This window comes from Streptomyces sp. NPDC110618, assembly GCF_055657065.1.
Map to the genome: position 1 here is coordinate 38,073 of NZ_JBVKBN010000008.1, position 13,151 is coordinate 51,223.

Sequence of the window (13,151 nt, forward strand, 5' to 3'; positions counted from 1 at the left end):
ACGGGATGCCATACGACATGTAATGCTTCATGAACCTTGAGGTCGGCCGCACACCCGTCCCACCAGGCGACATTGACACCCCATCACCCGAACGGCCCCCACCGGATGTGCCATCTCATATCTGAGATAGCCTCAACCCCATGGCAGACGACTACCTCGTACGCATCGGAAAGCTCATCCGTGACGCCCGGCAACACCGGGGCTGGACACAGACGCAGCTGGCCGAGGCGCTCGGCACCTCCCAGAGCGCCGTCAATCGGATCGAGCGCGGCAACCAGAACATCAGCCTTGAGATGATCGCCCGAATCGGTGAGGCCCTGGACAGCGAGATCGTGTCCCTGGGTTACGCGGGTCCGATGCATCTCCGGGTGGTGGGCGGCCGTCGGCTCTCCGGCGCCATCGATGTGAAGACCAGCAAGAACGCGTGCGTGGCCCTGCTGTGCGCCTCCCTGCTCAACAAGGGGCGCACGGTGCTGCGCCGGGTGGCGCGGATCGAGGAGGTCTACCGGCTGCTGGAGGTCCTGCAGTCCATCGGTGTGCGCACCCGCTGGATCAACGACGGCGTCGACCTGGAACTGGTGCCGCCGGCCGAGCTGGACATGGCCGCCATCGACGCCGAGGCCGCCGTCCGGACCCGCTCCATCATCATGTTCCTGGGCCCGCTGCTGCACCGCATGGACGCCTTCAAGCTGCCCTACGCGGGCGGTTGCGACCTCGGTACGCGCACCATCGAGCCGCACATGATCGCGCTGCGCCGGTTCGGCCTGGACATCGCGGCGACCGAGGGCCTCTACCACGCCCAGGTGGACCGCTCGATCTCCCCGGACCGCCCGATCGTGCTGACCGAGCGCGGGGACACGGTGACGGAGAACGCGCTGCTGGCCGCCGCCCGCCACGACGGCGTGACGGTCATCCGCAACGCCTCCTCCAACTACATGGTCCAGGACCTGTGCTTCTTCCTGGAGGCGCTGGGCGTCCGGGTCGAGGGCATCGGCACGACCACACTGACCGTGCACGGCGTCCCGAACATCGACGTGGACGTGGACTACTCCCCCTCCGAGGACCCGGTAGAGGCGATGAGCCTGCTGGCGGCGGCCGTGGTGACGGAGTCCGAGCTGACGGTGCGCCGGGTGCCCATCGAGTTCCTGGAGATCGAGCTGGCGGTCCTGGAGGAGATGGGCCTCGACCACGACCGCACGCCCGAGTACGTCGCCGACAACGGCCGTACGCGCCTGGTGGACCTCACTGTCCGGCCCTCCAAGCTGGAGGCGCCGATCGACAAGATCCACCCCATGCCGTTCCCCGGCCTGAACATCGACAACGTCCCCTTCTTCGCGGCGATCGCGGCCGTCGCCTCCGGCAAGACGCTGATCCACGACTGGGTCTACGACAACCGCGCCATCTACCTGACCGACCTCAACCGCCTCGGCGGCCGCCTCCAGTTGCTGGACCCGCACCGCGTCCTGGTCGAGGGCCCCACCCGCTGGCGCGCCGCCGAGATGATGTGCCCGCCCGCCCTTCGTCCGGCGGTGGTCGTCCTGCTGGCGATGATGGCGGCGGAGGGCACGTCGGTGCTCCGCAACGTCTACGTCATCAACCGGGGTTACGAGGATCTGGCGGAGCGCCTGAACTCGATCGGGGCGCAGATCGAGATCTTCCGGGACATCTGAAGGCCCTCGGAAAAGACGCCGTCATACCCCTTCTGACCTGCGTAAACGCGAGGCAAGAGGGGGCGTGGCGGCGCCTCTGGGACTTTTCTGGGACTTTTGGCCGGAACCGAAGGCGTCTATCTTGTGGGCCGGAGCGAGTCCGGGAAAAGGGCCAGGTCAGGACCTTTTCCCGGCTCACTGCCCCGCGTGCGGGCGCCCAGAGCATCAGACTAGCGTCATGACCGACAGCCCACACCTCTGCTCGGGGCAGAACACGCTGCCACAACCATGCTCACCCGGCACGGGCCCGCACTGTTCGCTCTAGACACCGGCTCGCACATCATGGCCCGCACCGCATCCCGGCCGTCATAATGGAGTCATGTCCTCCAGCCCACAGCACTCAACTCCCGCGCCGATGGACCTCTCTGGCACGGACGTCGAGGACCTCGCGCTGTACCGGGAGAAGTTCCGGCGGCGTCTGCCAGAGTCACTGGACGAGTTGCACGGCCCGGCCCAGGGGATCGTGGAGCTACCGCTGCACATGGCCTGGTCCGGGATGACGTCTTACGACCTGGGCAAGCCTCGCCAGCGCATGGGCCTCTACCGCACCGTTCTGCACGAGGGCCTGCGCGACGACCTGCCCCGTTACCTCAACCAGGACCTGCTCCTCCAGTTGTGGCCGGTGCTGCGCACCCTCGTCGGTCGCACCGTGCGCACCGTGTGGGAGGACGCCTTCCCTCAGCTCGCCTCCCGCACCCGGGCAGCCGCGTGACGGACATGCCGGAGCTGCACACGCGGCTCCTGGCAGATGTGATCGCCCTCGGCTCCCCGTATCCCCTGGTTCTCACCGGCGGGTATGCCGTGCGGGCGCACCACCTCGTCAACCGCCCCAGCCAGGACCTCGACGTCGCCACCGAGAACCCGGCGCCCATGGCCGACATCGCGGCCGCGCTCCGCGCCGGCCTGGAAGCCCGCGGCTGGAAGGTGCACGCGCTGGAGACCGCCCCGCTGTCCGCCCGCTTCACCGTGACGGACCCGGCCACCGGGCAGGACTGCGAAGTCGACATCCTCAAGGAGATCTTCTGGCGGCCGGTCGCCCAGAGCCCGTACGGGCCCGTCCTCGCGGAGGAGGACGTCATCGGGACCAAGGTCCGCGCCCTCGCCGACCGCGGAGCGCCCCGCGATCTGATCGACGTGTTCGCAGCCTCCCGCCGCTGGACCAATGCCGCGCTCGAGGAGTTCGGCCGCCGCCACGCCCGCGGCCGCTTCGAGCGCGAGGATCTGCAGGCGAACCTCACAGGCGCCGAGTGGACCGACGACGAAGCCTTCGCCACCTATGGGCTCGATGACGCCGCCATCACCGCACTCCGCGCTTGGGCCTTGGAGTGGGCCGACGACCTCGCGGCCCGTCTCCTCGAAGAGGCCGATAATCCGGACATCGACTGATCACATCCGGACGAGACCGCATCTGCCAGCGGCCAGAGCAAGAGAGCAAGGAATGGGTACGCGGGAAAGCAGTCGGTCGCGGGCTTGTCCGACGACAAGCCCGCCGGGCAGGCCCTCGGTGTGCATCTGCCGGAGGCCGCCGCCCAGCCAGGCGCTCTGGCGGCGTACAGCCCGTTAGTTCTCGGCGCTGCTCTGATCCGCCCCGAGCAGCCGGATGTGACGCCACACGTTCGCGTGGCTGCGCTGCGCCGCGCGTACCCAGGGAGGAACAGAGTGCCAGTCGACGGCTACCTCGCGCTCGCCCCAGGCCACCTGCATGATCCGGCGATCGGCGGCGAAGTCCTGGACGAGATCGCGGCGCAGGAAGAGCAGGTGGCCTCGCCAGGGCTTGTCCACGCGGAAGACTGCGGAGGCGCGCCGGCCGTCCAGGCCCACGAGGTCCACAGTGCCCGGCAGTTGGCGCAGGTCGAATCGGGCGGCGAACTCAAACGACGGCACGTCGTAGCTCCCGCCGAGCCCGGTCTCCGAAGTGCTGTCGGGGGCGAAATCCACGGCGACCTGGCCGAACTCGAAGCTGTCGTCCTGCCAATCGCGACGCAGCGCTCGGTGCGGGAGGGCGCCTGGGGCATCGTCGTCGAAGTTCAACTCGAACCGAGGGCTCCACGGCATTTCAGCGGCCAGCACATCGCGGACCGTCGGCAGCGGAGGGAAGAAGTGGTTTCCCAGATACTGACAGTCACTGGCGAGCTGCTGGGCGGGTTCCGCGTCCTCCGGCTCCAGCAGGAGGGTGCGGAAGAACCCGAATACGGTCCGCCCGTCGTGGCGGTGGTCCAGATACCCCTCGACTAGAAGCCAGCCGCCGTCCACTCCGTGGATTTCCGTGGGTGACCAGAGCTCGTCCGGGACCGCCACCGTCCCCGAGGTGAGCCAGGTCTGGTCGTCAGTGGGCTCCACGGGCGCCCACAGTGGAAGGGGCATGGGCGCCACCGGGGGCCTATCGGGAAAGGTCGGGTCGATGTCAGGCATCAAGCGTTCTGCGTCCCCGAAGGGAGCTGGTGCGCGGCCGATGTCCACGAGGCGACCGATCATCTCGTAGTAGGCGATCCAGCCGTACTTCTTGCCGTACCGCTCCACCCTCCTTTTGGAGCTGTAAGGCCGCTCGGCGTTCGCGGCAATGGACTGGTCGACGCTGCCGAATTCCTTCTCGCGCCAGCCCAGTCCCCAGACGCGGGCCATGACCTCGGCGCGGGCCCTGCGGTAGTCGGGGTGGTCGAAGTCGTAGTTGTCTCTGCCATTGATGGCAGCCCCGATGATGTAGTTCTCGAAGTCCATCCCGAAGGTGCGGTCGCACTCCTCGGCGTTGGGGTCGTCGTCCTCCATCACCTCGGCGGGCGCCACGGCGGCGAATCTCGGCGCGAAGGCATCAACCCCGTCCGGGACGCTGGCTGGGTGGAGGGCGCCGGCGAATTCATAGGTGACCCGTACATAGCCGCGCAGTTGCTCGTGCGAGGTGGGTGTGGTCCCGCCGTCGAGGAAGCGGTCGCGCAGCTGCACCAGCCAATCCCGCAGCGCGCCTTCGAGCGGTCCGCCGGGATCGGGCATCTGGTGGGCGCTGGCGGCCCCGAACGCGGCGGCGACGAGGCGTTCGACGACGTAGGGGTCGTCGACATCGAGCATCCGAGCGGCGAGATCAAACAGCCGCTTGGGTTCCGGACGACCGTAGCGCTGGAGAGCTTTCGTCGCCAGGTCCCGCATGCTCGTGTCCGTGGAAGTCAGCAGCCAGGCAATGGCCTGCGCGTCCAGGTCGTCCCTCTCGGCGCGTATGCCGCTTCCGGTCCACCTGTCGATCGCTCGTTCCAGGTCTGCCGTGAGCCGGCCTGGAACCCGGCCTCGAGCCCATTCGGTCCAGCGCAGGTCGCGTTGAGGGAGAGGTAGTTGGCGCAGGACCTGGTCGAGGAAAGCGGCGTTCAGGCGGTGCGGAGCGGACCTGCGGACCTCCCACAGACGGTCGAATGCGGACCTGCCCTTCCTCTTGCTGGGATGTCCGGTAACGAGCGCGGTTGCGAGCGCGTCTACAGTTTCGTCGTCGAGAAAGCCGGACTCGGTATTGAGTTCCTGGGCGAGCACCAACGAACGATGCTCCTCCGGGGCGACGCGCCACAGGTGGTGTCTGGTGAAGCGGCGTGGCACCAGTGAGATGAGGCCGATGAGGATGTCCTCGCCGAGGGGGTGCGCATGGTCGCCCAGGAGAGACTGCCAGAGAGCCGCCTCCGCGAGCTGCTCGTTGACCTCCGCGTAGGGCATGCGCACCAGAATCGCGTCGGCAATCAGGTATCCGGCGAGGCGATCAAAAACGAAGCCGCACTCAGTGTCGTCGGAACCCCTGATCTCCTCGCGGAAGATCACTCCTTCCTCTACGAGGCGCCGGAACAGGCTTTCATCCCAGTTCGACTGGTCGGCGTCGAGGACTCTTCGCGCTTCGTCGAACGGAAGCCGACGGACGTTGTGCGTCCACATGTATCTCGCCAGAGCAGTGAGGCGGCGCTGGATCTGGTCGGCCGGCACCCGGATGCGGGCCGGGTCATGGGCCAGCCGCTCGACCACGCCCTCGCGGTACAGCTCGAAGACGCCGATGAGGGACTGAGGCAGCGCCTCCACGCCTACCGGCACTCGGCGGTCGTGATTCGCGGCCTCGCAGTACATGCGGACGAACAGCGGGTTGTGGAACTCCCCGATCGGTAGCCAGGCATCGGCCGGGTTGATCAGGTAGTGGCGGAAGTAGACGCGGAGGATGTCATCGACTTCCGCGCGCTGCCACTCCAGTTCCAGAGGCACCGTGTCCTTCGGAAGAGCCTGGTCAGCGAGTGCTTCGCGGAGGGTGACGATCACCGCCACGTGAGGGTAACCGCCCAGGGCCGGTGCCAATCCGGCGAGCAGTGTCCTCCACTCCGAGGGTCGCTCGGCCTCGTTCAGGCCGTCGATGATCAACGGAATCCGGCAGCCGGCGCGGTTGCCGGCTGAGTTGAGCGCTTCCAGGAGGTCCTCAAAGTGGTCGACCTTCAGTCCGGGGATCCGTCGCGCGAGGTCGTCGAGGGTCCCGCCGGCGCGCAGGTTTCCGCCCTGGATGAAGACTCCTGCCGTGGGCTGGTCGTTCGGTGAGGTCATCTGCGCGGCGAGGTGCGTCTTGCCCTGTCCCGCGGCGGCGATGATGGCGAGTAGGGGGGCTTCGATGTCTGCCCGTGTGTCGTGCAGCCACTGGACGATGTCGCGGATCTCCGCGCCGAGGCCGGTGACCAGCAACGCCTCGGGCAGGCGTCGCTGCCTCAGTCTGAGCACCAGGCGTCGCAGCGTGCGGGGAGAGGTCGCGGGCGGCCGCTGTTCGGCGAGGCGCTCGCGAACCTCCCAGGGCCGGAGACTCCTGCCGGCGTCAAGGACTTCCCGCAGGTCGTCGACGAACCGCTCCAGGTCGTCGGCAATCTCGACGGCGCCTTAGCGGAAGGTGGTGTCGAGGCCGTTGAGGGCTGCGCGCAGTGCCTGGATCCGGGCTGCGATGTCGTCGGTGCGCTGCTGCAGCCACTCGAACGACGCCGGGCGCAACAAGGCCCGGTCGATGCGGTGCTCCACGTGGTGGGAGGTGTGCAGCCGTGGCGTCCACCGGGCCTCGACAGGCGCAACAGATCGCTTGTGGACTTGCGCCAGTACGTCTGCGGTGAGGGCGAGTTCACCGAAGAAGGTAGAGCGGAGCTCGTCATGTCCGGCGAGCTGGGCGTCGTAGTTCTCGGTGGACCAGAGTTTGACGCGGACATCCTGCCGACTGAGTCCGTTGATCCATTCCTCGTCCCCCTTGGCGGGCCGCTCTGGAAGACAGAGGACGAAGTCGGTCAGTCCGGCGACGTGCTCGATCGCCTTGGAGAGCGAGTCCTCGATCTGCGTGCGATGGCCTGCGCTGAGCTCATTCTTGCTGTTGAGGATGAACCATTTGCACGACCACCCCCAGATCCGGCCGGGGTCGCCCAGAGCACCGGCATGGTCGACGTGCAGATAGAACTCGACGCCGGGCTGGTTGCGACGCTCCCGCATCGTGCCCAGCGCACCATAGCGACGGGAGACGATGGCCCGCGTGAGCGCTTCGAAGTTCTGGTCGGCGGCGCCGGGCAAGCGTGCCAGATCAGTCAGATCCACCGTCGCTCCGGTTACTCGCATCCGACTGCGTGATCGCGTCCTCGTCCCATTCGTGGCGCGAGAAGACCTCGACCTTCGCGCCGTAATGGAGGAGCACCTTCAGGAATCCCTGGACATCGGACTCGTCGGTCCAGATCCGGACCGTCTCGCCTTCGCGGGTGACGCTGTGATCAAACGCGTAGTTGTCGACGTCGTACCGCCCCATGTCGTACAGCTTCATTTCGCGCAGTGCTTCCCCGAGTTCGGGAGGCATGCGCTCGTCGGAGCTCCGCCAGTCGTCGTCGGACCACGCGGCCTCGGCTAGCGCCTGCAGAGCCTCCATGCGCTCCTCCGCTGCCTTCGCGCCGGTGACCGTCTGGAATCGGCCGATCAGAACCAGGTCCATCGAGTGCTCCGAGCCGTATCCGTTCCAGATCCTCATCGTGCCTCCCTCAGCACCTGCACGGCTTCCATGATGGAGCCCTCGACTGACACTCCCGTGGGCGCATACGCGTGGGGGCGCAGGACGCCGGTCGCGTCGACGTGCATGTGCGCGTCGAGGGGGTGCTCGCCTGGGACGGCCTCCGCGGTGGGCAGCGCGGCCTCGAGACCAGTACGGGAGATCGCAAGCCGAACCCCGGTCATGGCGGTCGCGGCCCACTCGACGAGGCACTGCGCCTCGGCGTCACTGATACCGGGGGTTGCCGCGGTCGGCTGCTCCGGCAGGAGCAGAAGTTCAGACGCGCCGACCTTGTCGGCGAACTCGGCGAGGTCATCCAGTTCGCCGACCGTGTCGGCGTTGATGACGGCGTTGATGCCGAACGGGGCGAGGGAGCCGAGCAACCCGGCCGCCTGGGCCACGGCCGCGAACGGTCGGCCGCGGAGCCGCTCGTAGGTGGCTCCAATCCCGTCGACCGACAGACGGACGAAGTGCACGGCTCCGCGCAGGGATTCGACGAGCTCGGGTGTGAGCCGGTGCCCATGGGTCGTGAAGGTCACCGCCATAGACGTGGACTGGGCTATGTTCGAACACAATTGGGCGAAGCGGCGGTACGCGGTCGGTTCCCCGCCTCCGAAACCGACACCGAGGCACCCGGCGGCATCGAGTTCGACCGCCCATGCCAGCACACGCTCCTTGCCGAGCGTGGCGGCGTGCTTGGGCGCGTAGCAGTAGGCACAGTGCAGCTCGCAGGCGTTGGTCAGCGCGACGGACAGGTACCGCGGAGCACGGGAGAACTGCTCAGCGGGAACAGGCACCTCGTCGAGCAGCACGTTCATCCCGGAGACGCGGTCGAACAGGTGAACACCGGCTGCGGACAGGCGAATCTTGCACCTCACCGACAATATGATGCCACCGCTGTCGGTGACGCCGGGGCCGGACTGGGCAAGCTCGTCGGCGTCGTGCGCGCACGCTGATTTCCCGACAATGCGAACAACCGGTTGGTGACTGGCGCCGGGGTCTCCTACAGCCGCTCGATGCCATGATCCGCGCGCGGTTGGCGAAGCGGCAGGCGTCCCTCGGCAACCAGGCGCTCGACCAACTCCAGTGCCTTGGCCCGTCGGACAGGAGCGACCGGTCGTGCGCGGTACGTCGAACTGCGCGTTCGGTCAGGAGCCGACCACCCGTCGCCTTGATGGCCATGCCGAAGTACCACTGATGCACGGACACCAGCCCACACAGCACCCGCACACCAGCATAGAGTCAAAAGAGTGGCTCCTGGCACGGGGAGTTTCCTGGGACTTCCAGATGCATCAACGGGTACGTACATGAAACAGCTGAAAGGCCATTCCTGCAGGTCAGCAACCCACGACCACCCTCGCTGCAGGTCACGGCGCTGGCTGGTCTCTTCCGGGACATCTGAGAACGCCGACGCCTGCTGCTCGCACTACGGTTGCCGAAGCTGGTCTTCCCCGGCTTCGGCAACCGCTGCACCGACCGAGCCGCGCTCGGCTACCCCGCCGAGTCCTCCGCAACGAACTTGACGAAGGGCGCCCAGCCCTGACGGCTCATGGCGAAGGGCGTGCGGGACAGGTCCTTGGAGTCCCGTACGTGAACAGCCTGTTCGGCGATCGCGATCTCCACGCAGTCGTCGCCCTCGCTGCCGCTGTAGCTGGACTTGAACCAGGCGAGTTCCGTCGCACTGCCGCTCATAGCTCTCCTCGGAGTTGCTCCAACAGGTCCCTGGATTGGTTGGGGCTCAGGGCCTGCGAGCGCAGTGTTTCATAGCGCTGACAGAGTGCACTCACCTCTTTCGAGTCGGAGATCAGCCGCCCGTTCTTCTGCCCTTCCGAATACCCGAGCCTCTGCCCTTCCGGGGTCTCCAAGATGCGCATCGGCCCATCCAGACACGCGTGCAACCCCGCCTCCACCGGCACCACTTGCAGCGTCACGTTCCTGGGCGTGCTCCGCTCCAGCACGTGATCCAGCAGCCCCCGCATCGCCTCCGCGTCCCCGAACCGGCGCCGGAACACGTGCTCTTCGACGATGAAGCTGAACGGCACCGTGGGCCGCTCCAGCATCATCCGCTGGCGTTCCATTCGGGCCGCGAGCTGGGCCTCCAGCTCCTCATCGGTCCGGAGCGGGATGGTGCCCTCGAACACCGCCCGCGCATACGCCTCCGACTGCAACAACCCCGGCACCAGCCTGCACTCGTACGTACACAGGCTCACCGCCTCCCGCTCCAGCCGGGCCCACCGCCGGAACCAGGCGGCCAGGCCCGCCTCCCCTCGGCTCAGATGCCGGGCCGCCTTCCGCAGGGCGCCCGTGTTGCCGAGGGCGCTCTCCGCCCGTTCGACGAAGGCCTTGTCCGGCATACGGCGGCCCAACTCGACCGACTCCACGGTGTGCTTGGAGTACTTGACGACGGCGGCCAGGTCGTTCCGACTGAGGCCCGCGTGTTCACGTAATGCCTGGACGACCGCGCCGAAGGTGCGCAGGCTGTCCGACGGATGGGGTTCCCGTTCCCCCTCCCCCTGCGGTACGGCACGCACCCCCGTGCCCGTGATGGTCGCTTCCGCCTCGGTGATGTCCATCCGCCGCCCCTTTCCGCAGCGCCCCGGCTCTCCGGCCGGGCCCCTTGCCCCCGCACACGCAACTCATCGTGACCATCGCCCCCCGTACTGTCCACTGCCCGTGCACGTACGCTGACTCAGCGTACGGGGTTCAGGTCTCGTGCACGGGCGAATCGGGCGTCACGCTGGCGTCATGAACCAAACCGCTTCCCCGCAGCTCACCACCCCTGCCCCCACCGCCCGCTCGCGCACCTTCAGCCAACTGTTCTCGGCGACGCGGCGCGGCGCCCGGCTGGCGCGGCTGCTCGGGGTGGGGCAGTTGTGCGCCTGGGACGTCCATCCGGCGCTCACGGAGCGTGCCGAGGTCGTGATCGGCGAACTCGCCGCGAACGCCGTCCTGCACGGGCATGTACGGGGCCGCTGCTTCCGGCTGACGCTCGTACTGGACGCGACGTCGAAGCTGCTGCGGGTGGAGGTCAGCGACGCCCGCGGAGACCTGTATCCGCAGATCTCGACAGGCCCGGCGGAGGCCGGCGCGATCCCGCCGGGCGGCCGGGGTCTGGTGCTGGTCGCGGCGCTGGCCGACCACTGGGACTGTGTGCCGTTCCCGCCGAGCGGCAAGACGGTGCGGGCGGTGCTGTCGACGCCGGGGGTGTTAGTGCCACCCGGTCCGGAACCGCGCGGAGCAGCCCGCGCGGTGACGAACCGTTAGAGGAAGAGGTTCAAGGACTTCTGGTCTGCCACAGAGGAACGGGAAAAGTGCGTGCACGGCTACACCGCACTCGGCCCGCTCGCGGTGACCTGCCTGGCCTAAGACGCGGGATTCCCGATCGAAGTCGAATCCGACTACATCCCCAGTGAGCTGCTCAACCGCGCCTGGCTCGGCGAGTTCCCGACCTGAGTCCGACCTCCGGGTAGCGCATTCGGTACCGTCTGACCGTGCGAGCCAAGACGTGCGTACGAGCCGGAGGTGCCCTGGGGCAGCTTCTGCTGGTCGTCGTGCTCGCGGTCGGGGTGTTCGTGATGCACACCCTGGGGCACCCCGAGGAGTCCTCGCACTCCGGGGCGGTCGGCGCCTCGCATGCGGCGCCCATGGAGCTTCCCGTGGTCGACGGCGCGGCCACGCACGAGCCCCCGATGGCGATGGACATGGCCTCCCTGTGTGTGGCCGTGCTGTTCGGGGTGTGGGTGCTCGCGGGGCTGTTGAAGTCGGCGTTCGCGCGGCATCGGGAGTGGGCGGAGTCGCTGCTCGCTCAGGTGGCCGTCGTGACGGCGCCGCGTCCGCCGCCGCGCGGGGCGCCCGATCTCACCGAGCTGTCGGTTCTGCGGCAATAGGCCGATTCCTGCCACGGGCGTTCAGCCCGTGACTCGGCATGCCGGAAAACGGAACGACAGACGAAGTGAGAGCAACCATGCGTGCATGCAAGGGCGGTATCGCCGTGGGCGGACTTCTCCTCGGGGGGTTCCTGGGCCTCGTGGGCTGTGGGGGTGAGAAGAAGGCTGCCGCCGACTACAACGACGCCGACGTCACCTTCGCGCAGATGATGATCCCGCACCACGAACAGGCCCTGGAGATGGCCGAGCTGGCCGACGGGCGGGCCTCCGACGCCGCCGTCAAGGACATCGCCGAGCGGATCGAGCGGGCCCAGGAGCCGGAGATCCGGACCATGAAGGGGTGGCTGGAGGCGTGGGATCAGCCCGTCTCCGGGCACGGGGCCGGGCACGGCGGCGGGCACGGGATGATGTCCGGCTCGGACATGGCCGGGCTGAAGGGCCTGACGGGCACCGCCTTCGACAAGGCCTTCGCCGAGCTGATGATCGAGCACCACAACGGTGCCATCGCCATGGCCGAGGAGGAGAAGGAGAAGGGCGAGAACGCCGATGCCAAGAAGCTCGCCGAGGCTGTCGTGAAGGGGCAGTCCGGTGAGGTCGAGGAGCTGAAGGGGATCGTCGAGCGGCTCTGAGGGGGTGCGGGAACCGGGGCCGGGGAGGGTTTCCTCCCCGGCCCCGGTCGAGGGCGTCAGGACTTCACCAGCGTCACGTCCTGCTTGTTCTGCGCGTGGAACGCCGGCAGGGGCAGGCCCCCGCCCGTCCTCAGTTCCATCAGCGTCGCCTCCACCTGTGCCGGGCCCGGCTTCACCGCGTCCGGGCGGGGTTTGCCCGTGTTCTCCCAGCGGTGTTCCGCGCCGTCGCAGATCGCCCGGGTGCCGCCGATGCCGTGGCGGACGTCGGCGTCGCGGGCGCCGACGGAGGAGCTGACGAAGACCGGGCCGGTGCCGCCCGTGCAGCGGTAGGTGCCGGAGAGGGTGACCGTGCCGTCGGCGGCGATCGTGCCGGTGGGGTCGACGGTCACCGTCTCCACGGGGGCGGCGGGGGCCGTGGGGGCGAGGAGCAGGAGCAGGGCGGTGGCTGAGGCCGCGCCGAGAGCGGCGGTGCGCACGGGCATGGGGACCTTCCGGGAACGATCGGAACTCGGGGAGGCTCCACCTGTACCGGGCGCGCGCCCGCGCGCGTGTGATCGTCACCCCTTCGGTGGCGAGTTGGCCCCGAGCGTCCCCGCGGCGTCCGGGAGTTGTCCCCGTGTTGTCACGCTCTCGGGCGGGCGCTGGCAATGAGTTCACGCCGGGCGCATGGTCTAACCGTATGAAGACTTCGAACGAAGACCTCGACCCTCTCCGTGGAGGTGCGCCATGGGTGCTCACCAGGCTTCCTGTCCGCTGACCGGTCCGCACGCCGGCGTGGTCGTCGCCGCCCACCCCGAGCAGGGGTGGAGCCTGCTGTGCGACGGCACGATCGTCTTCGACGACTCCGGGGAGCTGCTGCCGGACGGGCGGGTCGTCGCCCCGCACCGGGTGGCCATGGCCGTCGCCGCCTGACCGTCCC

General features: G+C 68.3%; 14 protein-coding genes. 7 read left to right on the top strand and 7 right to left on the bottom strand.

Annotated features, from left to right (window positions below):
• Positions 1-140: 140 nt before the first annotated feature.
• The 3 genes from ACZ7L7_RS16725 (at position 141) to ACZ7L7_RS16735 (ending at position 3,095) form a co-directional block, all read left to right on the top strand.
• On the top strand, positions 141-1,670 hold the full coding sequence (locus tag ACZ7L7_RS16725) for a helix-turn-helix domain-containing protein (RefSeq protein ID WP_285513517.1): 1,530 nt from the start codon (positions 141-143) through the stop codon (positions 1,668-1,670).
• Between the two features lie 358 nt (positions 1,671-2,028).
• A complete protein-coding gene (locus ACZ7L7_RS16730) occupies positions 2,029-2,421 on the top strand; it encodes a hypothetical protein (protein ID WP_285513516.1) in 393 nt (130 codons plus the stop codon).
• Positions 2,422-2,426: 5 nt separating this feature from the next.
• The gene (locus ACZ7L7_RS16735; RefSeq protein ID WP_193782654.1) at positions 2,427-3,095 is read left to right on the top strand and encodes a nucleotidyl transferase AbiEii/AbiGii toxin family protein; all 669 of its coding nucleotides are present in this window, start codon (positions 2,427-2,429) and stop codon (positions 3,093-3,095) included.
• Between the two features lie 174 nt (positions 3,096-3,269).
• Here the strand turns inward: ACZ7L7_RS16735 and ACZ7L7_RS16740 are convergent, their stop codons facing one another.
• The 6 genes from ACZ7L7_RS16740 to ACZ7L7_RS16765 form a co-directional block, all read right to left on the bottom strand.
• The gene (locus ACZ7L7_RS16740) at positions 3,270-6,431 is read right to left on the bottom strand and encodes an NACHT domain-containing protein (RefSeq protein ID WP_472076233.1); all 3,162 of its coding nucleotides are present in this window, start codon (positions 6,429-6,431) and stop codon (positions 3,270-3,272) included.
• Positions 6,432-6,584: 153 nt separating this feature from the next.
• Positions 6,585-7,277, bottom strand: a complete 693-nt coding sequence (locus ACZ7L7_RS16745; protein ID WP_472076235.1) for a hypothetical protein — start codon at positions 7,275-7,277, stop codon at positions 6,585-6,587.
• Positions 7,264-7,698, bottom strand: coding sequence for a DUF6375 family protein (locus tag ACZ7L7_RS16750; protein WP_472076237.1), 435 nt, complete (start codon positions 7,696-7,698; stop codon positions 7,264-7,266). Before ACZ7L7_RS16750 ends, ACZ7L7_RS16745 begins: the two co-directional genes overlap by 14 nt.
• Positions 7,695-8,594 (bottom strand): radical SAM protein, encoded by a 900-nt coding sequence (locus ACZ7L7_RS16755; RefSeq protein ID WP_472076239.1) that lies wholly within the window; start codon positions 8,592-8,594, stop codon positions 7,695-7,697. Before ACZ7L7_RS16755 ends, ACZ7L7_RS16750 begins: the two co-directional genes overlap by 4 nt.
• A gap of 613 nt (positions 8,595-9,207) precedes the next feature.
• The gene (locus ACZ7L7_RS16760) at positions 9,208-9,408 is read right to left on the bottom strand and encodes a DUF397 domain-containing protein (protein ID WP_472076241.1); all 201 of its coding nucleotides are present in this window, start codon (positions 9,406-9,408) and stop codon (positions 9,208-9,210) included.
• A complete protein-coding gene (locus ACZ7L7_RS16765; RefSeq protein ID WP_472076243.1) occupies positions 9,405-10,289 on the bottom strand; it encodes a helix-turn-helix domain-containing protein in 885 nt (294 codons plus the stop codon). The genes ACZ7L7_RS16760 and ACZ7L7_RS16765 overlap by 4 nt, the downstream gene beginning before the upstream one ends.
• 172 nt (positions 10,290-10,461) lie before the next feature.
• Here ACZ7L7_RS16765 and ACZ7L7_RS16770 point away from each other — a divergent pair, with 172 nt between their 5' ends.
• The 3 genes from ACZ7L7_RS16770 (at position 10,462) to ACZ7L7_RS16780 (ending at position 12,232) form a co-directional block, all read left to right on the top strand.
• Positions 10,462-10,980 (top strand): ATP-binding protein, encoded by a 519-nt coding sequence (locus tag ACZ7L7_RS16770; protein WP_472076245.1) that lies wholly within the window; start codon positions 10,462-10,464, stop codon positions 10,978-10,980.
• A 227-nt stretch (positions 10,981-11,207) separates the two neighbouring features.
• The gene (locus tag ACZ7L7_RS16775) at positions 11,208-11,603 is read left to right on the top strand and encodes a DUF6153 family protein (RefSeq protein WP_472076247.1); all 396 of its coding nucleotides are present in this window, start codon (positions 11,208-11,210) and stop codon (positions 11,601-11,603) included.
• A 77-nt stretch (positions 11,604-11,680) separates the two neighbouring features.
• Positions 11,681-12,232, top strand: a complete 552-nt coding sequence (locus ACZ7L7_RS16780; protein WP_472076249.1) for a DUF305 domain-containing protein — start codon at positions 11,681-11,683, stop codon at positions 12,230-12,232.
• 56 nt (positions 12,233-12,288) lie between these two features.
• Here the strand turns inward: ACZ7L7_RS16780 and ACZ7L7_RS16785 are convergent, their stop codons facing one another.
• Positions 12,289-12,714, bottom strand: a complete 426-nt coding sequence (locus tag ACZ7L7_RS16785) for a DUF6299 family protein (protein ID WP_472076251.1) — start codon at positions 12,712-12,714, stop codon at positions 12,289-12,291.
• Positions 12,715-12,958: 244 nt separating this feature from the next.
• Here ACZ7L7_RS16785 and ACZ7L7_RS16790 point away from each other — a divergent pair, with 244 nt between their 5' ends.
• Positions 12,959-13,144: a DUF5999 family protein gene (locus ACZ7L7_RS16790; protein WP_261719679.1), complete on the top strand. Its 186-nt coding sequence runs from the start codon at positions 12,959-12,961 to the stop codon at positions 13,142-13,144.
• Positions 13,145-13,151: the final 7 nt, after the last annotated feature.